20 protein-coding genes and 1 pseudogene are annotated in these 24,382 nt (G+C 38.3%); 9 read left to right on the top strand and 12 right to left on the bottom strand.

The annotated features are described in order from the left end of the window. Positions 1 to 22: 22 nt before the first annotated feature. A complete protein-coding gene (locus AC4IF5_RS07230; RefSeq protein ID WP_490733064.1) occupies positions 23 to 1,189 on the bottom strand; it encodes an MFS transporter in 1,167 nt (388 codons plus the stop codon). Beyond that, positions 1,186 to 2,061 (bottom strand): alpha/beta hydrolase, encoded by an 876-nt coding sequence (locus AC4IF5_RS07225; RefSeq protein WP_490733062.1) that lies wholly within the window; start codon positions 2,059 to 2,061, stop codon positions 1,186 to 1,188. The genes AC4IF5_RS07230 and AC4IF5_RS07225 overlap by 4 nt, the downstream gene beginning before the upstream one ends. Positions 2,062 to 2,284: 223 nt before the next feature. Between AC4IF5_RS07225 and AC4IF5_RS07220 the strand changes: the two genes are divergently transcribed. Then, on the top strand, positions 2,285 to 2,656 hold the full coding sequence (locus AC4IF5_RS07220) for a winged helix-turn-helix transcriptional regulator (RefSeq protein WP_490733060.1): 372 nt from the start codon (positions 2,285 to 2,287) through the stop codon (positions 2,654 to 2,656). Between the two features lie 787 nt (positions 2,657 to 3,443). Here the strand turns inward: AC4IF5_RS07220 and AC4IF5_RS07215 are convergent. Next, complete coding sequence (locus AC4IF5_RS07215; protein ID WP_490733059.1) at positions 3,444 to 4,628, bottom strand: MFS transporter; 1,185 nt, start codon at positions 4,626 to 4,628, stop codon at positions 3,444 to 3,446. Positions 4,629 to 4,878: 250 nt separating this feature from the next. Between AC4IF5_RS07215 and AC4IF5_RS07210 the strand changes: the two genes are divergently transcribed. Both AC4IF5_RS07210 and AC4IF5_RS07205 read left to right on the top strand, forming a co-directional pair. Continuing rightward, positions 4,879 to 5,637, top strand: coding sequence for an NUDIX hydrolase (locus tag AC4IF5_RS07210; RefSeq protein WP_490733057.1), 759 nt, complete (start codon positions 4,879 to 4,881; stop codon positions 5,635 to 5,637). Positions 5,638 to 5,721: 84 nt separating this feature from the next. After that, positions 5,722 to 6,453: an MBL fold metallo-hydrolase gene (locus AC4IF5_RS07205; RefSeq protein WP_490733055.1), complete on the top strand. Its 732-nt coding sequence runs from the start codon at positions 5,722 to 5,724 to the stop codon at positions 6,451 to 6,453. Between the two features lie 13 nt (positions 6,454 to 6,466). Here AC4IF5_RS07205 and AC4IF5_RS07200 read toward each other — a convergent pair whose 3' ends face one another. The 6 genes from AC4IF5_RS07200 to AC4IF5_RS07175 form a co-directional block, all read right to left on the bottom strand. Continuing rightward, on the bottom strand, positions 6,467 to 6,808 hold the full coding sequence (locus AC4IF5_RS07200) for a helix-turn-helix transcriptional regulator (RefSeq protein ID WP_490733053.1): 342 nt from the start codon (positions 6,806 to 6,808) through the stop codon (positions 6,467 to 6,469). An 838-nt stretch (positions 6,809 to 7,646) separates the two neighbouring features. Then, on the bottom strand, positions 7,647 to 8,441 hold the full coding sequence (locus AC4IF5_RS07195; protein ID WP_490733051.1) for a T9SS type A sorting domain-containing protein: 795 nt from the start codon (positions 8,439 to 8,441) through the stop codon (positions 7,647 to 7,649). A gap of 109 nt (positions 8,442 to 8,550) precedes the next feature. Then, on the bottom strand, positions 8,551 to 10,704 hold the full coding sequence (locus AC4IF5_RS07190; protein WP_490733049.1) for a DEAD/DEAH box helicase: 2,154 nt from the start codon (positions 10,702 to 10,704) through the stop codon (positions 8,551 to 8,553). Continuing rightward, the gene (locus tag AC4IF5_RS07185) at positions 10,701 to 12,014 is read right to left on the bottom strand and encodes an ATP-binding protein (protein ID WP_490733047.1); all 1,314 of its coding nucleotides are present in this window, start codon (positions 12,012 to 12,014) and stop codon (positions 10,701 to 10,703) included. Before AC4IF5_RS07185 ends, AC4IF5_RS07190 begins: the two co-directional genes overlap by 4 nt. Next, a complete protein-coding gene (locus AC4IF5_RS07180) occupies positions 12,007 to 13,506 on the bottom strand; it encodes a tellurite resistance TerB C-terminal domain-containing protein (protein ID WP_490733045.1) in 1,500 nt (499 codons plus the stop codon). The genes AC4IF5_RS07185 and AC4IF5_RS07180 overlap by 8 nt, the downstream gene beginning before the upstream one ends. 317 nt (positions 13,507 to 13,823) lie before the next feature. Beyond that, positions 13,824 to 14,453 (bottom strand): CatA-like O-acetyltransferase, encoded by a 630-nt coding sequence (locus AC4IF5_RS07175; protein ID WP_490733043.1) that lies wholly within the window; start codon positions 14,451 to 14,453, stop codon positions 13,824 to 13,826. A 211-nt stretch (positions 14,454 to 14,664) separates the two neighbouring features. Here AC4IF5_RS07175 and AC4IF5_RS07170 point away from each other — a divergent pair, with 211 nt between their 5' ends. Beyond that, the gene (locus AC4IF5_RS07170; protein WP_490733041.1) at positions 14,665 to 15,120 is read left to right on the top strand and encodes a PPC domain-containing DNA-binding protein; all 456 of its coding nucleotides are present in this window, start codon (positions 14,665 to 14,667) and stop codon (positions 15,118 to 15,120) included. A gap of 313 nt (positions 15,121 to 15,433) precedes the next feature. Here AC4IF5_RS07170 and AC4IF5_RS07165 read toward each other — a convergent pair whose 3' ends face one another. Genes AC4IF5_RS07165 through AC4IF5_RS07155 form a run of 3 tightly spaced genes read right to left on the bottom strand, consistent with a single transcriptional unit; the run spans position 15,434 to position 17,450 of the window. Then, the gene (locus AC4IF5_RS07165; RefSeq protein ID WP_490733039.1) at positions 15,434 to 16,237 is read right to left on the bottom strand and encodes a helix-turn-helix domain-containing protein; all 804 of its coding nucleotides are present in this window, start codon (positions 16,235 to 16,237) and stop codon (positions 15,434 to 15,436) included. Between the two features lie 18 nt (positions 16,238 to 16,255). Continuing rightward, positions 16,256 to 16,657 carry a GlcG/HbpS family heme-binding protein gene (locus tag AC4IF5_RS07160; protein WP_490733038.1) on the bottom strand — a complete coding sequence of 134 codons (402 nt, stop codon included), beginning with the start codon at positions 16,655 to 16,657 and terminating at the stop codon, positions 16,256 to 16,258. 4 nt (positions 16,658 to 16,661) lie between these two features. Beyond that, the gene (locus AC4IF5_RS07155) at positions 16,662 to 17,450 is read right to left on the bottom strand and encodes an SDR family oxidoreductase (protein ID WP_490733036.1); all 789 of its coding nucleotides are present in this window, start codon (positions 17,448 to 17,450) and stop codon (positions 16,662 to 16,664) included. 302 nt (positions 17,451 to 17,752) lie between these two features. Between AC4IF5_RS07155 and AC4IF5_RS07150 the strand changes: the two genes are divergently transcribed. The 5 genes and pseudogenes from AC4IF5_RS07150 (at position 17,753) to pdeM (ending at position 24,209) form a co-directional block, all read left to right on the top strand. Further along, positions 17,753 to 18,775 carry a ligase-associated DNA damage response exonuclease gene (locus tag AC4IF5_RS07150; RefSeq protein ID WP_490733034.1) on the top strand — a complete coding sequence of 341 codons (1,023 nt, stop codon included), beginning with the start codon at positions 17,753 to 17,755 and terminating at the stop codon, positions 18,773 to 18,775. Then, a complete protein-coding gene (locus tag AC4IF5_RS07145; RefSeq protein ID WP_490733032.1) occupies positions 18,772 to 20,352 on the top strand; it encodes an ATP-dependent DNA ligase in 1,581 nt (526 codons plus the stop codon). Before AC4IF5_RS07150 ends, AC4IF5_RS07145 begins: the two co-directional genes overlap by 4 nt. Position 20,353: 1 nt before the next feature. Beyond that, complete coding sequence (locus AC4IF5_RS07140) at positions 20,354 to 22,807, top strand: ligase-associated DNA damage response DEXH box helicase (protein ID WP_490733030.1); 2,454 nt, start codon at positions 20,354 to 20,356, stop codon at positions 22,805 to 22,807. Positions 22,808 to 22,951: 144 nt separating this feature from the next. Next, positions 22,952 to 23,525, top strand: a pseudogene (locus tag AC4IF5_RS07135) (2,3-bisphosphoglycerate-dependent phosphoglycerate mutase). 39 nt (positions 23,526 to 23,564) lie between these two features. Next, entirely contained in the window at positions 23,565 to 24,209 is a 645-nt protein-coding gene (gene pdeM / locus AC4IF5_RS07130; protein WP_490733028.1) for a ligase-associated DNA damage response endonuclease PdeM, read from the top strand. Positions 24,210 to 24,382 lie beyond the last annotated feature (173 nt).

Here is a 24,382-nt window from a genome sequence, read left to right as displayed (position 1 = left end):
ATGTAACAAAAATTATTACAGTTTAATTTTGACAGGCTGATAATTCCCTGCTCCGTTTCTCAAGCATGCTTTTTATCATCATCATCGATAATGCGAGAAGTCCAAAAAATAAGCCTATCCATGGCGTATATTCTACACCTTTTGTCATAATGACCCAGCCTCCTATCGTAGTTCCCAGAGTAACTCCCAGATTTCCGAATGATGTTGCCAGACTATTGACAAATTCCAGCGAGTCCGGAGCCGAGGAAATCATATAAGCTGAAGCATTCAGAAAGCTTGGTGAATACAAAAATCCCCATGCCCCTATCACCGCAATGGTTGCCCATAGATTTCCATCAGAAATATATAACAGTATGGGTATTAAAATAGTTCCTGAAAGAAAGAAGGCGGTCGTTCCCGCAATATTTTTATTGAGCATCTTACCTGCTATCCAGTTAGCCAGAACACCTATAATCCCGAAAAGAAACAACATATAGCTGATCATCGGGGTATCCATTCCTTTGGCTTTGTTCAGATAATCTGCAAAATAGCTATAGGTGGAAAACCAGGCGGTAACCATAAAAAAATTAGTCAGTGTACTCAGAATAAACGGTGGCTGCTTCAGTATTCTCACCTGATTTCCATAAGACTTCTTTTCTTTAACAGGCATTGGAGGAAGAAGAAAGTAAATAGAAATTAAAGCAATTAAACTTACTGCTGTTTGTATCATAAATGAATACTCCCAGGACCAAAGGCCTGTAATCCATGTAGCGAAAGGAACGGTGGTGACCATAGCAATGGCAACTCCATTGAAAACGATGCTCATCAGTCCGTTCTTCCTGCGGTCATCTGCCTGAGACACAGCAACGGATAAAGCCGATGCGATATAGACAGGCTGAAGAAATGCAGGAAGGATTCTTACAAGCATCAGTAGCCAGAAAGGAGGTGAAAAGGATGACACCAATCCTGTAATCAAAAACATAAAAATGGCTGTAAGCATTATTTTTTTACGATCTATGCCTGATGTAAACAAAGTCATAAAAGGTCCTGTAAGCGCAATGATCAGGGCGAATGCGCTCAGAAGGTATCCTGCTTTGTCAATACTGATCTTATAGTGTTCTGCAACCTGTGGGAGAATGCCAATCACTCCGAATTCTGTAGTAATAACCGCTATAAACCCCAGACATCCGATATACGCGTATTTTTTCATGATTCTCGTTTTGATAAATTCAGGTTTTGATGGGCAAAAGCTGCCATTTCATTCACGGCTATTTGTACTTCATCCAATACTTCTCCCATGTGCATGAATCCGTGAACCATATCTCTATAAAAGCTTGTATAAACCGGGATTCCAGCTTTTTTCATATTTTCGGAAAGCTGCTTTCCATCATCCAGCAATGGATCATGTTCGGCTAAAATAACCAGGGTTGGCGGGGTATTTTTAAATTTTTCAATTAAAACAGGAATCGCTAAAGGATCATTAGCTTTGTCTTCCGGAAGATACCAGTTCCAGGCTTCTATGCCTCCCTGCTTATTCAGGACAGGTCCGTTTTCATAAGTTTTCCATGATTCCGAATTGAACCGGTTGTCTGCTGCCGGATAGATTAATACCTGAAACTTCAGCTGATCACCGACTTGCGTGGAGGCCGCAGTCGCCAGCGCTCCCCCGGCGCTGTCTCCTATAATTCCTATTTTATCAGGATCAATTCCCAGCTCTTCCACATTTGCTGTTACCCAATTTACGGTATCAACACAATCATTTAAACCTGCCGGAAATGGATGTTCCGGAGCCAGGCGGTAATCTGTAAAAATGATTACTGAACCGGTTTTATTGGCCAATTTACGGACTACAGCGTCATGGGTCTCATATCCTCCGGCAATAAACCAGCCTCCGTGGATATAAATTATAGCCGATGATCTTTGGGTACTTTTCCCTGCAGGGCGGTAAATCCGGATAGGAATCTGATGATCTTCCGTCTGAATATTTAATTCTTCGATCATGGCGACGGATTCTTTTTTTCCGCTAAGCTGGAAAGACATTGTTTCAAGGTACTTACGAGTCCCCTCTAATGGATCTGCCACATTGAATGGCTGTATTTTTTCTAAGTGATTTAAAATCTGAGTTATTTTGGAAGTGAACTGCATTTTATTTTTAATTTAAGTTAATATTGCCTTTGCAGTGAACGTTAGCGCTATTGTTCTTTACTGCCCGCATATTTTCTGATTTGTAGAGCAAAATTAAATCTCAAACCTTAAATTTGCACGGTATACAGCGGATTGTATGGTACTAACAAATTTGTAAGTAATGGGTAAGATAAAGGAGAATTCGACGAATAATATCAACAGACAATATATACACGAATGTGATCTGACCTATGCTGTTTGTAAGATCGGAGGCAGATGGAAACTTCTGATCCTGGATAAATTGAAGGGTGAAAAGCTAAGATTCAGTGAGCTCCGAAGATCGATTTTAGGAATAACAGAAAGAATGCTCACTCTTCAGTTAAGGGAGCTTGAAAAAGAAGGCTTGGTGAAAAGGACCGTTTATGCACAGGTTCCTCCGCGGGTGGATTATGAGCTGACAGATATTGCCCGGGAACTGATTCCTATATGGAAATTGCTGAGCGATTGGGGAGGAAAACACAGGGAGCTGATACAGGGGGCAGACAGAGCCTGAAGAATAGTTTCTTTAATACTTTGCTTTCTTGAATCTGATTATTTTTCAGATCCTCGCAGATCTGGCTGATTGAGCAGATTTTTGCACAAACATCTGCGTAATCTGTGAAATCCGCAGGAGATAAAGTATAATTTAAAGCAGCAATATGAGCACTAAAAGGGTTCATATTATCAAAATATAAAATCATCAAATAATACTCTGACTTTCTTAAATCTGATTGTTTTTCAGACCCTCGCAGATCTGGCTGATTGAGCAGGTTTTTCCACAAACATCTGCGCAATCTGTGAAATCCGCGGGAGATAAAGTATAATGTAAAGCAGCAGCATGAGCACTAAAAGGGTTCATATTATCAAAATATAAAATCATCAAATAATACTTTGACTTTCTTGAATCTGATTATTTTTCAGCCCCTCGCAGATCTGGCTGATTGAGCAGATTTTTGCACAAACATCTGCGTAATCTGTGAAATCCGCAGGAGATAAAGTATAATTTAAAGCAGCAATATGAGCACTAAAAGGGTTCATATTATCAAAATATAAAATCATCAAATAATACTCTGACTTTCTTAAATCTGATTGTTTTTCAGACCCTCGCAGATCTGGCTGATTGAGCAGGTTTTTCCACAAACATCTGCGCAATCTGCGGGAGATAAAGTATAATGTAAAGCAGCAGCATGAGCACTAAAAGGATTCATGCTATTAAAATAATAAGATTATCAAAAGATGGTATCCAAATTTTTTCGAGGCAAAATCCTGAACTCTTTCAACAATATTCAATAAATAGATCCCTAAGCATTATTTACCTTCCTGCTAAATAAAAGGTGAGCAATGAGCGCCAATACCCCAAATGCGGCTCCTACCAAACAGACACCGCTCCATTGCGCTTTCTGCCAGGCAATAGAGGCCAGCCAGGTTCCTAATGAACCACCTATAAAATAAGAAACCATATAAACGGTGTTCAGCCTGTTAACCGCATTGGATTTGATCAGAAAATAATTGGTCTGGTTCATAATATGGCTGGACTGTACACCAAGATCGACTAAAATCACTCCTACAATAAGGCCCCAGTAGGTTTCTCCTGCAAAATAGGTGAATCCCCAGCTTCCTATGACGATCAGTAATGCATACAGGATGATCCTGTTGATATCCAGATATTTCTGCAATTTACCTACTTTCGCTGCTGCCAGCGCTCCTACCGCACCGGCTAATCCAAAACTTCCCACTATGGAAGATCCTGCATGAAAAGGAGGTTTTTCCATATGGAAAACCAATGTTGTAAACAAGGCGCACATGGAACCAAAGGCCATCGCACCACGGAATGAAGCAAGCCGGAGAATAGGCTGTGTTTTGGCAAGGTGCGCTACGGAACGCATCAGTTCTTTGTAGGTTCCTTTGAAGTTGGGGGACAATTCAGGAAGCATTTTATAGACAGCGAGCCAGACTAAAATCATCAGCCCGGCTGCAATTCCGAACATGGCTCTCCATCCCCAGACTTCCCCTACAATTCCTCCCACAAAACGGGAAAGGAGGATTCCCAGCAAAAGACCGGACATCACAAGTCCTATGTTAGCAGATTTTTCCTTATCTGAAGAAAGTTCTGCTGCTATTGGAACAAACAGCTGTGGGATCACAGAGGTTGCTCCGATCAGTAAACTGGCTGCATACAGCATCCATAATTGAGTGGCAAAAGTCATCCATAGCAGAGATCCAAAAACGAGAAAGAGGTCGATCAGGATCAGTTTTTTACGGAAAAATTTGTCTCCAAGCGGAACGATCAGCAATAATCCCAGCGCATAGCCAATCTGTGTGAGTACAGAAATCCTGCCTGCGGCACTTTCAGAAACATTGAGATCCTCAGAAATAAGCGCCAGTAAAGGTTGATTATAATAGTTGTTGGCTACTACCAGCCCGGAAATAATGGCCATCAGCCATATAACTGTCCGGGAAATGCCACTGGAAGAATTCTCCTGCATGTTACAAAATAAAGTTTTAATGAATGGAAAAGCTATTCCGGATAATCAAACATATTACATATTATTTGAAATAATTTTTGATCGGAAATGTATTGCTTTTGAGAACCTAAAGGTAGTTATTTTCATAAAAACTAATGATTAATTTAATCTGTTGCCATTATAGACGATTTTCTGAAAATAACCTTTAATAGAGTATTTTTTTAACTTTTTTACCTTGTTTTATCTTACATTTGTGATAAACACCTATTGTATGAATGATATGGACTCTAAAGAACAGATCATTAGAAAATCTGCAGAAGCAAAAGAAATTTATCTTCCTCACCTTTCAGCCGATCCCGTTGTTTTTGGCTTTGATCAGAATGAACTCAAGGTTTTGCTGGCTAAAATGAATTACAGAAAGCAGTGGCTTCTTCCCGGTGGCTATATCAAAAAGGATGAAGATCTGGATGAGGCGGTCCTTAGAATTCTGGAATCCCGCACCGGAATCACAAATATTTTTCTTGAAGAATTCGGGGTCTTTGGTAAAAAGAACAGAAGTGAATTTTATTTTGAAGATTTTGATGACAGCCTTTTCCAGAAGCAGAGGTTTATTTCTGTAGGATATTACGCCCTGTATAAGTCATCTGAAATCAATCCGGTTCCCGATGAAATGAGTGAAACCTGTGAATGGGTCTATGTGAGCCGGCTTCCGGAAATCGAGCTTGCTATGGATCATAGGGAAATTATTGAAAAAGCGTTGCTTACCCTAAGGGAAAAGATCTCTTACAAGCCTATAGGATATAACCTGCTTCCTGAAAAATTTACTCTTCCGGAATTGCAGAAGCTATATGAGGCTATATTAGGTAAAGTGCTCAACCGTGGTAATTTTTACAGAAAGATCAAAAATTCAGGAATACTAAAAAAGCTGGAGGAACAACGGCGCGGCGGAGCTCATAAGTCTCCTGATCTCTACTCTTTTGATCATGAAAATTATAAAAAGGCTTTGGAAAACGGTCTGAACAATTGGTAGTCTTATCAGTAAAATTGTTTTTGTTGATCATTCAGATTGATGAGAAACTTTTGAAATTTTAGAAATATTGAGGAAATTTGCAGCATGAAAATCATCCCACTCAAAGAAGGCAATTTCTCAACAAGCAAAACCAAAGATTTTACGCTTTTAACATCGGAAAATATTGATTCGGTTAAAGGAATTAAAATGTCCGTACAACCCTTTCTTATCATTACTCCCAATGATCATATCCTTTTGGATGCAGGGATTGGCTGGAAAAATGAGGCCGGAATATCTGTTGTTTCCACTCTTCTTGAAGAAAACAATATCAGTCCTGACCAGATTACCAGACTGTTGCTTTCCCACCTCCATAAAGACCATATTGAAGGAGCTGTAAGACTTACACATAATGGTTTCGAAGCGGTTTTTCCCAATGCGGAAATCTATATTCAGAAACGTGAACTTGATTTTGCAATGGAGAACAGAGGCAACCCTTCTTTCGACTTTGATGTATTGGAAAAACTGATCCAGCTGCCCGGTATCGTCTGGATGAATGATGATAAGGGGCAGATTACCGATGAAATTTCATATGAAGTAGTAGGTGGACATACACCTTATATGCAGGTCTTCTGGATCAGAGAAAATGGAGAAACGGTATTCTATGGTGCGGATGATCTTCCGCAGGCCTCTTATCTGAAATACCACCTGGCTTATAAAAGTGATTTTGATGGAAGAAAAGCAATGGCATTAAGGCTTAAATGGGAAAAAGAAGCTCAGAAGAACCATTGGAAAATACTTCTGTATCATGATCTTGAGAAAACGGTGGTGGAATTTTAAAAGAAAAAATGGTTTAAATTTCATTAAACCATTTATAAATATCGAATTCAGAAGGAATGTTGAGCTTTTTTCTGATCCGGTTTTTCCGGTTTTGTATAGCTTTCGGGGTGACAAAGATGCATGTGGCAATTTCTTTTGTTGTCATATTGAGCTTCAGGTAAATACAAAAGATCAATTCAGAATTTTTAAGAACAGGCTGAATAGCAGATAATTTGTCGAAAAAATCAGGATAGATCAATCTGAATTTATTCAGCAGACGTGGAGAGTTAGCTTTAGCTAATGCCATGATTTCATCTTGTACAAGAATCTTCTGATTCAAATCCTCTAAGTTGGATTCAGTTTTTTTGTTTTTCATAATACGTTCTCGTCTCTACTAATTTCTGATGCTGTATTTTTTGTGCATCAGTACAAACTCATTTTTCTCTCAAACTGTGTATTGATAGTTTAATATGGATAATAAAATAATTTTTATATATTCAGAATTCAATTATTTTTTTTCAATATCACTTAATAATACATGGTATATGATTGGTGTTTGTTGAATGATTATGTTAAAAGAATATGATTTCATTTTTATACAGAGCAAAGAAAGAAAAAATGATTAAAATTTTATGAAAACCGTGTACCACATAAGTACCACGTTATGTTTTCAGACAAAATATCATAACCGCTTTTATCAATACTTTTCAATTGCTTATCTGCCCTGTTTTTAATGGAGGGTAAATGTAAGCGGTTTCATTGATTAGTTTTTATGATCCTGATCAATACTTTTGATATTTATTCGAAGAGAATAAATCTGATTTTTGGAAAATGAAAGGAATTATATTCTTTAAAAGATGGATGGGAGCAACAGATCATATTGATGTTTGGAATGAATAGAAATGGCAAATCTTGTTTCTCCTGGGATAAGAGCAAGAATGGTCTCTTTCTTTAGAGAATAAATTTCCAAACCGTCGTTGTTATAAATTTGGAGCGGGAACCTCTAATTACACCTATCTAAAATAAAAAGCAGCCCACAGACTGCTTTAAAAATACATTTAATGAAAAAAATCACTGAGTGTATTGAAAACTTCACCATATAATAACTAATAAAATAATCTTCTCACCGAATGTATTCTGATAAATTTATAATTTAAAAAAAAATACATGAGTAGGCGAAGCTGACTGTTTTATTTGTAGGCTGTAGACTTGATTTATTGCTTAATAAATTTTGAAGTATTAGTACTTCCGTCAGGATGCTTGGTGGTAATGAAATATATTCCTGATTTTAAATACCCAACAGAAATCTGATTGTCAGAAATGTTTTCTGTTCTGATTATTTTCCCGGAAGTATCATGAATAGTAACCTCTGTTATTTTTTCTTTAGAATTAATATTTAAGATATTGCTTACCGGATTAGGGAATATTCTCATATCAGAAGACTTTAATTTTACTTCTGAAGTTGAAAGAGTTCCTGTATTGACGGTTACATTGTCTACGTTTATAGAACGTCCATATAATGCAACTCCTTCAATGGCTATCTGGTAAGTTGAAGAAGGAGATGGTAATGGTAGTACTCCTGAGCTGGTCCAGTCTTCTACACTGGTGTTATAATTTGAGATTAGAGTCCATGCTCCAGAGGTAGAGGTTCTGTAATATACATTAATCTCATTTTGATCAGAGTCCCAAACCTTATTTCGGAAATAAAATTCTAAAGTAGGACTTGTTGCAGAAGTTAAATCCAATACAGGAGATACATACTTGGTTGTTGATCCGTTGAATGTGGTGATGTCAAACTGTGCCATATAGGAGCCGGCATAAGGCCCTGTGGTATAACCGGTATATGCGGTTTGTACAATAGACCACTGCTTGTTTCCGGACTCGTAGATTTGGGTCCAGGATGTTGCAGTTGGAGAATCTGTTTCGAATGTTTCCGTCCAGGGGAAACTTGTAACCTGGGCATTGATTAGTGCGGAGGTAAACAATAAAGAGTAGAATAATTTTTTCATAAAAATTTTATTTATTTACACCAAGTTATTAATTTATATTGATAAATCTGTAATTATAGCTGAAGAATTTATCGCTTATTAGTGTAAACAGATAATTATTCAATAATGATTAATTATCTATGATTTTTAAATTGTGCAGATAATCAAAACATCCTTCAAAGTCGAAGTATTTCCCTTTTAAGAGTTTTACCTGATATGAAACCGGCAGGTATTTCCCCCATTTTGAAAAACATAAAATCTCAGGATTCTTTTCTAATTCTCTAGCCAAAGCAGTGTCAATTTCTGATTTTTCGACATTGAATTTGAAAATTTCCTGCCCCATTTTTTTGGAGTCTTCAACATTTCCGTTGATTCTGATATGAAATGAGCTGTTGAATTCAAAATACTGGCATTTTATGTCCCTGATATCTAAAAGAAACTTAATCGTTCTGTTGATCCTGGAACTTGTAAAAGAATACAGGATGAGATCATCATTGCTATGTAATAGTGGCCGCTCATTTACAGGGTCTTTGATATTGAATACTGAAAAATCTTTACGGAAAGCATGTATTGCATCTTCTCCATTTTTATTGACAGATTCAGGCTTGTCTTCAATCATTAAAATTTTGAGCATTTCCTCTCTGATTTTATGAGCGGTATCTCCTCCTGCTCCAAAGAACAAAGGCTTTTTCCCATCTTTTGCAGGGATTACTTCTACTTTTTTTGATCTAAAGTCAACAGCAATTATTTTCCAGGTTCTTGCCGCAAGAAAGATATTCTCATTTTCCTTAAGCTGAAAAGATAATGGCAGCTCACCGATCTTACTCCCGTTATGAGAGACTTTTAAAAATGTTTCTGTTGTAAAAACACTATAGAAATCTTTAGTGTTAACGATCTTTTCCCCTTCTATTCCGATAATAAGTTCATTACCCAACTTCTCAATAATTTCATTTTCAATAAGATATATAATGATTTCTTCAACTTCTTCAGATTTAATATTTTTAAAGGTATGGTTTAGCTGAATTTCTTTTAAAATATTACTTACTGTTATACCGGAAGTCCCTTTAATTATTGAAAGGAGCTGATGAGCAAGAATATCATAAGGCTTTTCAACCATAGAAATGGGTTCTATATACTGTTCTTTATAGAGCATCCAGCAAGCCACTGACTGTAGTAAGCTCCATTTATCCGTGGCATATAAAGACAGATTGCTGGTTCTTCCCTCTCTTCTTCCACTCCGCCCCACCCGCTGAATTAAAGAAGCAATGCTGTTGGTAGAATCAATTTGTACTACTTCATCCACATGACCAATATCGATTCCTAATTCTAATGTAGAGGTACAGGCAATACAAAACTTTTGGTTGGTCCGGTCTTCTTTTGCAAACCTTTCAATAGCTTCTCTTACTTCCTTATCAACTGATGAATGATGGGAAAAATAATTTTTATGGCCGTTGTTTCTTTCAGATTCTTTCTTCAGCTTTACAGCAATTTCTTCTACCCTTCCTCTGAAATTCGGGAAAACCAGCACTTTACTGTTTTTCGTTTGTTCATAAAGATCTTCCAACAGATCTCCCGGAAGTTCATTGGTGCTGCTTTTAAAGTATTTGAAAACAGCATTGATCGGTTTGGGGGTGGTATCCCTGATGATCTTTGTCTGTTCGGGGTTTCCAAGAAAATCCTTGAGCTCAATATATTGGTTCGCATCACTTACAGTTGCGGAAAGTCCCACTATACGGATTCTTTTACTATTTACCCTTTGAAGCCGGTTTAATAAAGATTGTAAATGAGTACCCCGGTCAGACCCTAAAAATGAATGAATTTCATCAATGACAATATACTCCAGGTTAGCAAACAGATGCTGTATATGATAAGGCTTATTCGCAAACATGGCCTCTAAAGATTCCGGAGTAATGAGAACGATTCCTTCCGGAACTTTAATCAGTTTGTCTTTGGCACCTTTGGAAGCTTCTCCATGCCATTTGGTAACAGGAACGTCAAGGTATTCACACAGAGCTTCTACCCTTAAGAACTGGTCATTGATCAAAGCGATTAACGGAGAAATATAAAGAACCTTTACTCCGGGCTCCTTAAAATTGACTTTTGATAAGATAGGGAGAAAAGCGGCTTCAGTTTTGCCTGAAGCCGTTCTTGATATTAAAATATAATTATTACCGGTTGATATGATTCTTTGTATGGCTGCTTCCTGAATAGGTCTCAGGCTTTCCCATTTTTTATCCCGGATATATTTTCTGATAGGCTCGGAAAGAAGGTTGTATACTGTCATATTTCCTCAATACTGTCCAGAATAAGATCATTCGGTCTTTCATCTGAAATTTCAATCTCTCCAAAGAGCCTTCTTTTATCTACCTCAGGATTTTGTCTGATGATATTGAGAATATTCAGGAAATCCCTGATCACTTCTCTTGGGGTAAGAAATTCTGAAGCTCCAGGTTTATTGAACATTTCTTCCATAAAAACGGAGATCTCTTCATCTGTAATGTCTGATTCTGTTTTGTAATGGAAATCAAAAATAAGCTTCAGCTTTTTCAGCAAAACAAAAATTTCGTTGTGGTTCAGAGGCATCAGCTTGATGACAGGCTGGGCAAAATCACGCAGCTCCGGTGTTTCAAATTTATTGGTTTCCAGTCTTGATTTTAAAGCCTGATAGCTGAAAAGTCCTCTTCTTTCATTTTCCAGAAAATCTTTTGTTCCTGCAAAATTGATGAACAGATTAGAAACTTTTCCCTGGAAGCAATCATTGTAAATGGATAATATTTTTTCATAATTTTTCTCACGGGATGCCGTAATTGATATTTTATAGAGATTAACGGCTTCATCAAGATTAATCATAAAACCACTGTAGCCCATGCTTACAAAAAGTTTGCAGAAGTTTTTAAGCATATCATAATAGTTGGAGTCGTTGATGATCTCTCTTATTCCAAGGTCCTGCCTGGCTTCCGTTTTGGTTGAATATTCGCCTTTAAGCCATTTCAGTGCATTTCTGCGTAAAAGCTCATCTCCGTTGATATAACCTTCATAATATTTAACAATGGCAGAACCAAAATCGAAGCCACCTACTTCTGTGATTTCATTCACCGTTTTCATAATGGAATTCTGAATCATACTCAGATATTGAGCATTTCTTATCTCTATCAATGAAATATGATTTTCTTCTGCCGTTTTTGCAATCACCTGCTCAATCCATTTTTCAAGTAAGGCCTGCAAAGCACCGCCTTCAGGTTTAGTCTGAATGGCAATATTATCCATAATGGCAGAATACAGGATCACACTTTTCCCGTCATTGGCATAAAGCCTGTTGTCCGGAGTAAAATCGGCATTGGCTACTACAAACTTTTGCTTTAAAGCTACTGTATTTAATACATGAAGCATAAAGGACTTTCCGCTTCCGAAATCCCCGATCCAGAATTTGACAAGGCTGAGCCCGTTTTTTACATCTTCCAACGAACCTATCAAGGCATTGATTTCTTCAGATCTTCCTACCGTAATATGCTGTACCCCTATTTTCGGCACTACGCCGCTTACCAGAGAGTTGATAATGGAAGTCGCTTCTTTGGGTTTAATATTGTCAATCATTGTTTAAAAGTTTTTTGTAATAATTTGTGTTAATAATAAAATATTCATCTTCCTCCTCAATAAGAACATCATCAAGAATCTCAAAGCAGCATTCATTAATGGAATCTATTGTAGAACCTATGAACAGGCCTTTTGTTTTAATAAAATCTCCAAGTTCGCACTGCAGTATATTGAAGCTTTGCTTTTCAAACAGATCAAGAATTTCCTTTTGGATATCCGTTAAATTCAGTTCATTCAGATACTTTGGAACCTGGGATTCCGGCATCTGATGGGCTATTGTAATCGTTAATTCCTGAGTAGTGAAAGTTTCTGCCGTTCTTACGGGCATTTCCCCTTCCTGATCATCACTATTAAGAATCTGTCCTAAAATATCAGCCGTTTCAGAATGTTGTGCCTGAATATTTTTAATAGCTTCCTGGTCAATAGTGATCCTTTTTCTTTTGGTGTGATACAGTTGATCAACCTTTTCAATAGCAGTTTCAAGGTTTCTGTCAGCAAGAAAATCATTCACGATGCTTTCAAAATCCGTGAGCTGTTCTTTTGTGGAAAACAAGTTCTTCTGAATATTTTTATTCAACTGCCTGTGGTCAAACTTCGGCGAATTCAGGTTTCTCTCTAAATAACGGATGTAAAGCCGTAATGCGCAGTTTTTATCATATTCTGCCACAAACTTTGAAGCTTCAAAGAATATAGCATCAACGGACGGATTTTTTACATTGATCTCCGTAAGTCTGAAGATTTCCCTTTCAAAGGCTGAAGGATTGGAATAATCTTCTTTGATCAGATCAAACTTTGTCTTCCAGCGGTTGGTATTATTCTCATTGAGGATAATATTTGTTTTGTAATCGGCATCCAGGATTTGGTGTTGATTTCCTGTCAGAAAGATCTCCAGTTGAGAAACTATTTTTTTATTGTACAGATGAAGAATATCCGGCTCATTATAGTTAAAGTCAGTACCGATCTTTCTTTTGACCCCATAGACTTCACGAACATTATTTTCGCATAATTTCAGAATATGATTAAAAATTTCTGTTTGTACGGAATCATAGGTATAGCTGTAATTCAGACTTTCCTTTTTATAATTGTACCGGAGACATACAATGATCTCCGAGAGTTCATCAATAACCGTGGGATAAGACCTGTTGACCGGAACACAGTTTTGATAAAGAAATTCAACAGCTCTTAAAAACTGTTTTAAAATCTGAATTCTACAGTATTCGATCTCATTAAAAACATTGCCGGAAAAAAACATTTTATCCAGCATCTTAGCCTGATCATCATTCAGATTGAGTTTTCTGCTGTATTTTTTTCCTATTTTCCCTATATCATATTGATAAGAACTGTCAGGATGATTTACCGGCTTGTTATCGGAAACAGAAAGGTCATTTCCAAAGTCAATCGGAGTATCCGTATTTCCTGAAACATCAATAATAGAATCGTTGGTATGCAGTGAAAAGTTATCGTTCGGCATCATGATTTCTGGAATTATCATTATAGAAATTTCTGAAAAGGTTCTCTTTAATTTAAGCAACATCAGAAATATCACATTCATGTGCCGGAATATAGGTAAGAAGCTGTAAATCCGGATTTTCAAAATTGGTCATCTTCATAAAATTGAGGTATTGGTTGATTAGTTTACTGATATCAGTTCAATTCCCTAATATAGTAATATATTGACCAAATTTATTGAATACGGCTCAATATTCCTTACGGTTTCCCGTAAAGTAGATCCGGGAGAAGTTAGAAACTGACTTTTACCCTTGTGTCAAAATGATTCATAAGCGCGCTCTGCCTTTTAGATTCTCAGACTCATTCCAGATCAAGCTGTCTTTGAAATTCCTCCAGATATCTGGCAAGGTGAATTCCGTCTGCCAGACCATGATGCGCCTCAATGGAAACAGGGAGATACTTTCTGCCGTTACGGATATTGAATTTTCCAAAAGCGATCTTTGGAACAGACTCTCCGGTATTAAAATCCGTAGGATGCAGGATAGCACTAAAAGAATTCCACGGAATGGTCGTATGTCTCACATGGTCTTTTCCCAGTCTTTCATTACTCAATCGAAGCCCTGAAGATTCATGCACTTCTTTTATTTCTTTCTGAAGTTCCGCATTGAATACCTCAAAATCTTCCGAAAAATGCGTAAACGAAAACCCAAAAGTTCCGTCCGGCCTGCCAATAGTGCTTCCAGCATGAACGGTATCAAACTGAACGACCTTTCCGTCAAGGATTCTCAGCTTTAGCTCATCAATGGTATTGATCGCTACCATTGATTTATGATAGTAATAGGCAAAGAAAGAATATCCGTTGTTTTTCGCCGTATCGTAGGCTTTCGTGCAGTCTACTTCCGTTGTGAAGCCAAAATACGGACTTGCCATAATAGAAAAAAATTCAAAATGCTCCCTTCTGTTCCATTGTTCCAGATCTACGATCTTCATTGATTTTTTATTTTACTGCAAATTTCAGTAATTTTTATTGTTTTTTAAACCTATCCCAATAGAAATTTCAGCGCGTAACATTAATTTTTTACTGATCCATTCTGATAAGCATAATTATTGCAGTGATATATAATCCTCTCGCGGATTTTGCAGATTGAGCAGATTTTTTACAAAGATCCTCAAGAGACTAATATAAATCATCATCATCATTATGGAAATACAAAACCTTAAAGGGAACAATTGGACAGCAAGAAAAGCTGATCATATTTATATTGTAAGCGTTAAAAATCATTCCAATATCGTAGAAACATTAACGGATTTTGTTCAGAATGAACATATTCAGGCAGGAGAAGTTACAGGAATAGGTGCTGTCAATGAGGCTACGCTTCGATTCTTTAATCCATCTACCAAAAAATATGTAGACAAGACCTTTAAAGAACAGATGGAGGTAACCAATATTTCCGGCAACATTTCTGAAGTAGAAGGAAAAACAATGCTTCATCTGCACATTACTTTGGGAAGGGAAGACTATACTGCTTTGGCAGGACATCTTTTGGAAGCTTCTGTTCAGGGTGCTGCGGAATTTATCTTCTATCCGTTAAATACAAGGGTGGTAAAAGTTAAAGATGAGGAAGTCGGGATTAATTTCTACGATTTTGAACAATAGCATTGAAAGCCTTACTTTTGATGAAATATTTGTATGATGTTTGATGTTCTGCTTTCCCATATTCACCAGCATTAAGATTACGCAAATCTTTGTATAGAATATTTATAATCTCTTTAACTGGCGGAAAAGTTATAATTGCCACAAATTCACGAATTTATTTTTATTCGTGAATTCGTGGCAAAAAAATAAAAAGTGCTTACTGAATTACATTTTCCCATGGTTTAAATTGAAGGCAATACAAAAACGGATAAGCATCTGTACATTAGTATTTTTCAATATTTACCTGTATCGTTACTTTCTTAAAGTTCCTTTATCATACTTCCGATGTAGTGATTCCAAACTTTTTCCTGAAAGAAAAATAAAAATGGGATAAATTCTCAAAACCAAGGTCAAGATAGATATCCGATGGTTTTTTTCCCTTGTTTTTAATTAAATAATACGCCTCCTTTAATCGTCTTTCTTTCAGCCATTGTTTGGGACTCATGTGAAATACCTTATCAAAATCTCTTTTAAAACCAGAAAGGCTTCGCCCTGTAAGCCTTGCAAAAGATTCTATGGGTACATTAAACATAAAGTTTTTATTCATAAACTCTTTCAGGTCGATCTTATGAGGTTCAGAAAAATCAAACAAAAGATTTTTAAGATCTGGATTACTTTGAAGCAGAAGTTCTATAGCTTCTTTTACTTTTAAAGCTGCCAGTCTGGGAGGAACCTCTTTCGTTTGATAGACGTACGGAATGAGTGAGGTGAAATAGCTTTTAAAAAAATCATCAGGCTCAAAAAATAACCGCCGGTCATCAGGAAAAGGTCCGTCAGCACCAATTTTATTTTCGGCAGCATACTGCCTGAGGGTCTCATTATCTAATGTGATGGAAAGAAACTGGTATCTTTCATTTTTTGAAGGATATTTCATCGTTCTGATCAGCTGATTTTTTCTGACCAGAACTACTGTATTTTCCTTAATGACGGTTTTGCCCTGTTCATGAAAAGCATGGGTCTCCCCTGACAGCTGAAATCCTAAAAAATGGTCAGGAATAAACTCCTCATGGCCTTTGTATGACTCAAATGCACATGAATAAACCAGTTTATCAAATATGATCTCAGAAGTTTTTTCCATAGCACAAATATCTGAAAATTACACAAGAGCAGACGCTCCTGCAGCTGCAATTTCTTTATCCTGTTCAGGAGTACCTCCGGATGAACCTATAGCCCCGATTATTTCTCCATCTGCATTCCTGATCACAACACCTCCTGCAATAGTTAGAAGCCCCTCATTGGAATTGAGCATCCCGTAGCTATGAATGCCGGCTCCGGAAATGATATTTCCTATAATCTCACTATCAACTCCAAACATTACGGCAGTTCTAGCCTTCCTGATAGCGAAATCAATCACACCATACACACTGTCTAGTCTTGCAAAAGCGATCAGATATCCTCCTCTGTCTACTACAGCAATGCTTACAGGAAGATTAAGCGACAGAGCCTTTTCTTTGGCTGCATCAAGTATTTTTTCCGCTGATTTATAATTGATTTCCATACGATTAACTTTTTGCGGTCCATGCATCTGCCTGAAGCTGTTTGACAAAACTTTCCGTTTCTTTAGGATGCACATTTCTGAAATTACTGTTGTCATCCAGCGCTACATCTACAATAACTTCTGCCATAGATTGCGGATCAAGCTGATGAGCAAGAGACTCTGCAGCACCATCAAAAGCAGACTCCGGTGTGAAATTGACTTTCGGATCATACCAGTGGAAAATAGAATCCACTCCCCTGTCATTAAATCCTGTTCCGAATACTCCCGGATTGCAGGTTGCAATCTTGATATTAAACGGAGCAAGTTCTGTTTTCAGTCCTTCTGCAATAGATTCCAAAGCATGTTTAGATGCGCAGTAGGCCGCTACATAAGGTACCGTCCACAAACCTCCCATAGACGATGTGAATACGATCTTACCCGCTTTCTTTTCAACAAATTTCCTAATAAATCCCTGTGCCAGTTCCAATGCTCCAAAAACATTGACTTCAAACATCGAACGGATAATATCAACAGGCTGTTCGGCAATAGGCCCGCCTTCCATGATTCCTGCGTTGCTTATTAAGATATCAATATCATATTTCTTTAAAATATATGAAATATCCCTTGGGTTGGTCACATCCAGCTTATCAACTGTAAGAGCAACGCCCTGCTCTTTTGATTCCCGTATTAAATCACTCATTTGAGGGTAAACCTGTGTAGTGGCAATGACTGTATGCCCTTTTTTAGCAAGATCAAAAGCGGCGATCTTTCCGAATCCACTTGCTGCACCTGTAATTAAAATTGTTTTACTCATTGTATTTCTTTTTAATGTTGATACAAATTTCAAAGATTTAAAGCTGCCGTGTGTTGCTGTAAAGTTCAAAATTATATTGCTGTAAAGCTCAATTGCCTAAATCCAATAGAATACAATATTTCTTTAATCAGTAAATATACTTTCAATCTGAAATCAGCGCTGTCTGCCAAATCTTTTGGGGATCAACTGCAATGCAAATCGTACCACACCGACAAATTCCTTATCCGGAATTGAAATAAAATCAGCAGTTTGTTATAATTTGGTTAAGTTTTTGAAGCTTATTCTGTAAACCAGTCACACCATTGAAATTAATCACATTTACAAAAAAAGGGATTTACTGTCCGCAGGGAAAATTCTACATAGACCCGTGGAGACCTGTCGATATGGCGCTCATTACCCATGGACATGCCGATCATGCCCGATGGGGAATGAAGAAATACCTTTGCCATCATTTCACAAAACCTATTCTGCATCAGAGAATTGGAGCGGACATAGAATGTCATAGCGTAGAATATGGCGAAAAGATCAATATCAACGGAGTTCAGGTTTCACTCCATCCTGCCGGGCATATCATCGGTTCTGCACAGATAAGATTGGAATATAAAGGATATATAACCGTCATTTCAGGCGACTATAAAGTTCAGTATGACGGCCTGAGTACGCCTTTTGAACTGGTGAGATGCCATGAATTTGTGACAGAGAGTACTTTTGGGCTCCCAATCTACAATTGGCTTGAAGTTCAGGACCTTAATAAAAAGCTTCAAAATTGGGTGCTGAAAAATCAGGAAAACAGCAAAACTTCCGTATTTATCGGATATTCGTTAGGCAAAGCTCAGCGTATTATGAAAGCGGTTGAAGGATTGGGCAAAATATACGTGCATTATTCCATCGGAAAGCTGAATGAGGCTTTCGAAACGGTAGGAATTGATCTTCCCGAATATACGGTTGCTGATTTCCGGGAACGGCCAAAAGAAATGGAACATGAAATAGTGATCGTACCACCTGCCTTACTGGATAGTAATATCATCAAAAAAATTCCCGACGCCGCAACAGCGATCTGTTCGGGATGGATGCAGGTTCGTGGTGCCAGACGTTGGAGAAGTGCAGATGCAGGATTTGCCATGAGTGACCATGCGGACTGGAAAGGATTGCTGCAGACCGTAAAAGCAACAGAAGCAGAAATTGTACATGTTACCCATGGACAGACTGAAGTATTTTCAAAATACCTTAATGAAATCGGAGTTCGGGCGGATGTTGTGGAAACGCTGTTTGGTGAAGATGAGGAAGAATCAGAAAAAGAAACCATCGAAAATCCGGAACTATGAGACATTTTGCAGAACTGATCAATGCCCTGGAAACTACCAATAAGACCAATGCTAAAATCGATGCCATTATTGATTATCTGGAACGTGCCCCGGATGAGGATAAAGTCTGGTTTATTGCTTTGTTTACGGGAAAACGCCCCAAAAGAAATGTCAATACCAATTATATGAAAGAATGGGCCCTGGAAATTACAGGACTTCCTTTATGGCTGTTCCAGGAAAGCTATTCTTCCGTGGGAGACCTTGGGGAAACACTCTCCTTGATCCTTCCCCCTCCACAGCAAAAGATTGAACGCAGTTTATCACAATGGATGAATGACATTGTTGATTTAAAAGATAAAGCAGAGTCAGAAAAAAAAGACTTTGTATTACATTCATGGAATGGCCTGGATTATACGGAACGGCTGATCTTCAATAAATTAATTGGCGGAAGCTTCCGGATCGGGGTTTCTGATAAAACGCTGATCAATGCTCTGACAAAATTCTCAGGACAGGAATCCAGTACGCTGATGCACAGCCTGATGGGAAAATGGCTGCCTGACGAAGTCTCCTTTCAGGAATTAATTTCTGCGGAGAACATTAATCCGGATAATTCAAAACCATATCCTTTCTGCCTGGCCTATCCTTTGGAAAAAGAGCCGGAAGAGCTGGGAAATCCTGATGAATGGCTGGTAGAATATAAATGGGACGGAATCCGGGGACAGATCATTCGCAGGAATGATGAAGTTTTCATATGGTCAAGAGGAGAAGAGCTCGTTACAGAGCAATTTCCGGAAATTACAGAAACGGTAAAAGCCATGAAAGGCAACTTTGTTATAGATGGAGAAATACTTGCGGTGAAAGATCATAAAGCACTAAATTTTAATGAATTACAGAAAAGACTAAACAGGAAAACTTTAACTAAAAAAATGCTTTCTGAAATTCCTGTGCAGGTCTTTGCCTATGATCTTCTGGAGCTTGAAAATAATGACCTTAGAGAAAAGCCGATGTCAGCAAGAAGAGCCATGCTGGAAGAATTATTGCTCAATGAAGGTCCTGAAAATATTACACTTTCCAAAAGTATAGATTTTGAACAATGGGAAGAGCTGAACCTCGTCAGGGAAAATTCAAGAGCGGTAAACAGTGAAGGACTGATGCTGAAACAAAGAAATTCTCCCTATCATTCCGGTAGAAAAAAAGGTGACTGGTGGAAGTGGAAGATAAACCCTTTCACTATTGATGCGGTGCTGATCTATGCCCAAAAAGGAAGCGGCAGACGAAGCGCTTATTATACCGATTATACTTTTGCCGTGAAAAATGGTGACAGTCTGGTAACGATCGCAAAAGCATATTCAGGGCTGACAGATAAAGAGATCATGGAAGTGAGCAGATTTGTGACTAAAAATGCTATTGAAAAGTTCGGTCCGGTCCGGACTGTAAAGGCGGAACTTGTTTTTGAAATTGCATTTGAAGGAATAGGTTTCAGCAACCGTCATAAAAGTGGCGTGGCACTACGCTTTCCAAGGATTGTAAGATGGAGGAAAGATAAGACCGTGAATGAGATTGATGATTTAGAAGAAATTAAAAAACTGATACAATAATTTGGCTGCCTTTGAACATACCGATGGATTTAAGATCATTCAGCAATGGATGACGGATAAAGGCATGTCTCCTTTTAAATTCCAGACCGATACATGGCGAAGGTTCGGAACCGGCTATAGCGGAATGGTGGTAGCTCCTACAGGATTTGGGAAGACCTTCTCTGTATTTCTGGCCTTGATTTCAGATTTCCTTAATCATCCGGAACGATATAAAAAAGGGCTGAAAATGATCTGGATCACCCCTCTCCGCTCATTGTCCAAAGATATTGCCAAAGCCATGCAGGAGGCCATTGATGAAATTGGACTGGATTGGGGGGTAGGCGTAAGAAATGGAGATACTGATCCAAAAGTGAGGCAGCAACAGATCAAAAAAATGCCTGAAATTCTTGTGGTCACTCCTGAAAGTCTCCATCTTCTTCTGGCTCAGAAAAATCATGAAACTTTTTTTCGTGATATGAAGTGTGTGGTGGTGGATGAATGGCACGAATTACTGGGTTCAAAACGTGGGATCATGGTAGAATTGGGAATCTCACAGCTTAGAAAATATGTACCGAAAATGAAGATCTGGGGAATCACAGCTACGATCGGAAACCTGGATGAAGCTATGGAAGTGCTTATTCCTTATGATATAAAAAAGACAAAGATCACAGCCAAAGAACATAAGAAAATAGATATCATTCCTGTCTTTCCTGATGAAATTGAAATACTGCCCTGGGCAGGACATCTTGGAAACAAACTGGCGGATAAAGTAGTCCCGATCATTCTCAGCTCAAAATCTACCATCGTTTTTACCAATACAAGAAGTCAGAGCGAAATGTGGTATCAGCTCTTACTGGATGCTTATCCCGATTTTGCCGGACAGATTGCCATTCACCACAGCTCTATTGATGCCCATCTAAGGATCTGGATTGAAGAAAATTTAAGCTCGGGAAAATTAAAAGCGGTTGTTTCCACCTCTTCATTGGATCTGGGTATTGATTTTAAGCCTGTTGATACCGTTATTCAGATCGGCTCGGCAAAAGGGGTTGCCAGATTTCTTCAGCGGGCAGGACGAAGCGGACACTCCCCTTTTGAGACTTCCAGAATTTATTGTGTTCCCACCCATTCCCTGGAACTGATCGAGGTTTCAGCGTTAAAGGAAGCTGTAAAACAGAAAGTTGTGGAGCCCAGAGAGCCCCAGGTTCTGTGTTTTGATGTATTGGTTCAGTTTCTGATGACGCTTGCTGTTGGTGACGGTTTTTACCCCGAAGAAGTATATGAACGAATTAAAAAAACATATGCTTTTCAGGAAATTATGGAGGAAGAATGGAAAAGCATCCTTGAATTTCTGACCATTGGCGGCAGTGTTTTAAAAAACTATGAAGAATTTCATAAGATCGTCATTATGGAAGATGGTTTGTATAAAGTCACTTCACGAAAGATCGCCATGCTTCACCGGATGAATATGGGAGTGATTGTCAGTGATGCCATGCTGAAAGTAAAATTTATCTCCGGAGGCTACATTGGAATGATTGAAGAATATTTTATTTCAAAGCTGAAAAAAGAAGAAAAATTTATTCTGGCAGGACGTACCCTGGAAGTCGCTATGATCAAAGATATGACGGTGTATGTAAGAGCTGCAAAAGGTAAAGCGCTGGTACCAAGTTATCTGGGAGGAAGATTGCCTTTAAGTTCAGACTTAGGACATTTTCTCAGAGAAAAGCTTTCACATGCCTTAAGTCCGAAAGCATCAGAAAAAGAACTGAAATTTCTCCATCCCCTGCTGGCTAATCAGGAAGAAAGATCCCATATTCCTAAAGAGAACGAATTTCTGGTTGAAATGATCAGAAACCGTGAGGGGTATCATTTATTCATGTATCCTTTTGAAGGACGGCTGGTACATGAAGTAATGGCTGCTTTGATCGCTTATCGTATCTCAAAGCTGGCTCCCATTTCCTTTTCCATGGCGATGAATGATTATGGATTTGAATTGTTCAGTGATAAGGAAATTCCCCTGAATGAAGAAAATTTGCAGCAGATCTTAACCAGGGATCATCTGATGCAGGACGTGATTGCAAGCATCAATTCCGCAGAAATGGCAAGGAGGAAATTCCGTGATATCGCCGTGATCTCAGGCATGGTGATTCAAAATTACGCGGGTAAGCAGCGATCCAATAAATCTTTGCAGAGCTCTGCCGGACTTATCTTTAAAGTACTGGAAGATTACGATTCCAATCATTTTCTTGTCAGGCAGGCCTATACGGAAGTCTTCAATATGCAGCTTCAGGAACAGCGGCTTGTAGAAGCATTTAAAAGAATTGAAAAATCTGAAGTTATCCTGAAACACTCACGCTCCTTTACCCCGCTAAGCTTCCCGATAAAGGTAGACAGCCTGAGACAGACCCTTTCCAGTGAAGGACTGGATGCAAGGATCAAAAGAATGCTGAAACTGTCAGGTATAAATGACAGACAGTGAGTAATAAAGGGCTGGCAGACCTTACTTTTGATCCGAATTTTCAACCTGAAATTCCTGTCTTTTTTCATGTTAAAACCCTTTGAAAAGTTTAATAATCGCCGTACCTTAGAGTATCTTCTCTGAAGACCAAAATAAAATTACGCAATGACAAAATTATTCTTAGTCCGTCACGGACAGTCACTCTGGAATCTGGAAAACAGATTTACAGGCTGGCATGATATCGATATTACAGAAGAAGGAATTGAAGAAGCAAAAAAAGCGGGGATCGCTTTAAAAAAAGAAAGAATAGATATTGCATTTACTTCCGCATTGATCCGGGCACAGCATACCCTTACCATTATTCTGGAGGAAACAGGAAATACCCAGATACCGGTTATTATGGATAAGGCACTGAATGAACGTTCCTATGGTAATCTTGAAGGGCTCAATAAAGCTGAAACGGCACAGAAATACGGTGATGAGCAGGTTCATACCTGGCGGTGAAAGCCTTAAAGATACTTACAACCGGGTAGTTCCTTATTTCGAAAGCAAAATCGTGCCGCTTCTCAAACAGGAAAAAAATGTATTGATCGTTGCTCATGGAAACAGTCTCCGTGCGCTTATCATGTATCTGGAACATCTGTCTCCGGAAGAAATTCTGGAAAGGGAAATCGCTACCGGATTTCCCCTGACCTATATTTTTGATGAAAACTTCCATGTCAGCAGAAGGGAAAATTGATTATTTGCAAAATGTATTCATAATTTATAATTGTAAAAGGTGTTTATAGCAACGAAAAGCATTCCTATCTGGGACCAGACTTTCATCCTGACCAACCAGCGTGCAGCATTCTGGGTAAAAGAAAAAGCACTGATCCTCTCTGATCTCCATGTCGGAAAGACTGCCCATTTTCGTAAAAACGGAATTGCGCTGGCCAACCATATCATGAAAAGTGATCTGGAAAGGCTCTCCGCCCTGATCGAATATTTTCAGCCTGACAGGTTTATTGTAGTCGGTGACCTGCTCCATGCAGGTGATAACTCTGACGTGGATGAATTTTGTACCTGGAGAAGCCAGTATCCTGACCTGCAGTTTTATCTGATCGAGGGAAATCATGACCGGATTTCAGCATCACTCGAGAAAAAACTTTGCTTGGATTTTAAAGCTGCTTTACTGGAGATTGACGGATTCACATTCATCCATGATTTTGAAAGCACAAGACCGGGATTTCAGATTACGGGACATATTCATCCGGGAATCGTATTGAATTCTGCGGTGAAAAGTATCAGGCTTCCCTGTTTTGTGCTTAGTGAGAATCAGTTATTACTGCCCGCTTTTAGCGAGTTTACCGGCTTGGATACTAAAAACCTTCCCGGGAAAAGTATATTTTTCGCTTTTACAGATTCGGAGATCTACGAAATTTAAGTAGGGAAAGCTTTTAACAGCCACATACATATATCAGAATCAGGTTGTTGAAACTTTGTAATACTATCACAAAACGAGCAAGTTTTTATTTTATAGGCCACGAATGCCTTTAGATTTGCAAAAGGATTTAGTATTAAATTAGATAATAATTAAATTCTGAAGAACCAGAGAAA

Source organism: Chryseobacterium sp. UF-290 (assembly GCF_058245615.1).
The sequence above is the reverse complement of the archived record's forward strand: the minus strand, read 5'-3'. Positions and strand labels throughout refer to the sequence as shown.

Excerpts from the sequence above, each read along its gene's own strand:
- AC4IF5_RS07230 (WP_490733064.1), bottom strand. The coding sequence starts at position 1,189 with ATGAAAAAATACGCGTATATCGGATGTCTGGGGTTTATAGCGGTTATT.
- AC4IF5_RS07220 (WP_490733060.1), top strand. The coding sequence starts at position 2,285 with ATGGGTAAGATAAAGGAGAATTCGACGAATAATATCAACAGACAATAT.
- AC4IF5_RS07215 (WP_490733059.1), bottom strand. The coding sequence starts at position 4,628 with ATGCAGGAGAATTCTTCCAGTGGCATTTCCCGGACAGTTATATGGCTG.
- AC4IF5_RS07210 (WP_490733057.1), top strand. The coding sequence starts at position 4,879 with ATGAATGATATGGACTCTAAAGAACAGATCATTAGAAAATCTGCAGAA.
- AC4IF5_RS07205 (WP_490733055.1), top strand. The coding sequence starts at position 5,722 with ATGAAAATCATCCCACTCAAAGAAGGCAATTTCTCAACAAGCAAAACC.
- AC4IF5_RS07200 (WP_490733053.1), bottom strand. The coding sequence starts at position 6,808 with ATGAAAAACAAAAAAACTGAATCCAACTTAGAGGATTTGAATCAGAAG.
- AC4IF5_RS07195 (WP_490733051.1), bottom strand. The coding sequence starts at position 8,441 with ATGAAAAAATTATTCTACTCTTTATTGTTTACCTCCGCACTAATCAAT.
- AC4IF5_RS07190 (WP_490733049.1), bottom strand. The coding sequence starts at position 10,704 with ATGACAGTATACAACCTTCTTTCCGAGCCTATCAGAAAATATATCCGG.
- AC4IF5_RS07185 (WP_490733047.1), bottom strand. The coding sequence starts at position 12,014 with ATGATTGACAATATTAAACCCAAAGAAGCGACTTCCATTATCAACTCT.
- AC4IF5_RS07180 (WP_490733045.1), bottom strand. The coding sequence starts at position 13,506 with ATGATAATTCCAGAAATCATGATGCCGAACGATAACTTTTCACTGCAT.
- AC4IF5_RS07175 (WP_490733043.1), bottom strand. The coding sequence starts at position 14,453 with ATGAAGATCGTAGATCTGGAACAATGGAACAGAAGGGAGCATTTTGAA.
- AC4IF5_RS07170 (WP_490733041.1), top strand. The coding sequence starts at position 14,665 with ATGGAAATACAAAACCTTAAAGGGAACAATTGGACAGCAAGAAAAGCT.
- AC4IF5_RS07165 (WP_490733039.1), bottom strand. The coding sequence starts at position 16,237 with ATGGAAAAAACTTCTGAGATCATATTTGATAAACTGGTTTATTCATGT.
- AC4IF5_RS07160 (WP_490733038.1), bottom strand. The coding sequence starts at position 16,657 with ATGGAAATCAATTATAAATCAGCGGAAAAAATACTTGATGCAGCCAAA.
- AC4IF5_RS07155 (WP_490733036.1), bottom strand. The coding sequence starts at position 17,450 with ATGAGTAAAACAATTTTAATTACAGGTGCAGCAAGTGGATTCGGAAAG.
- AC4IF5_RS07145 (WP_490733032.1), top strand. The coding sequence starts at position 18,772 with ATGAGACATTTTGCAGAACTGATCAATGCCCTGGAAACTACCAATAAG.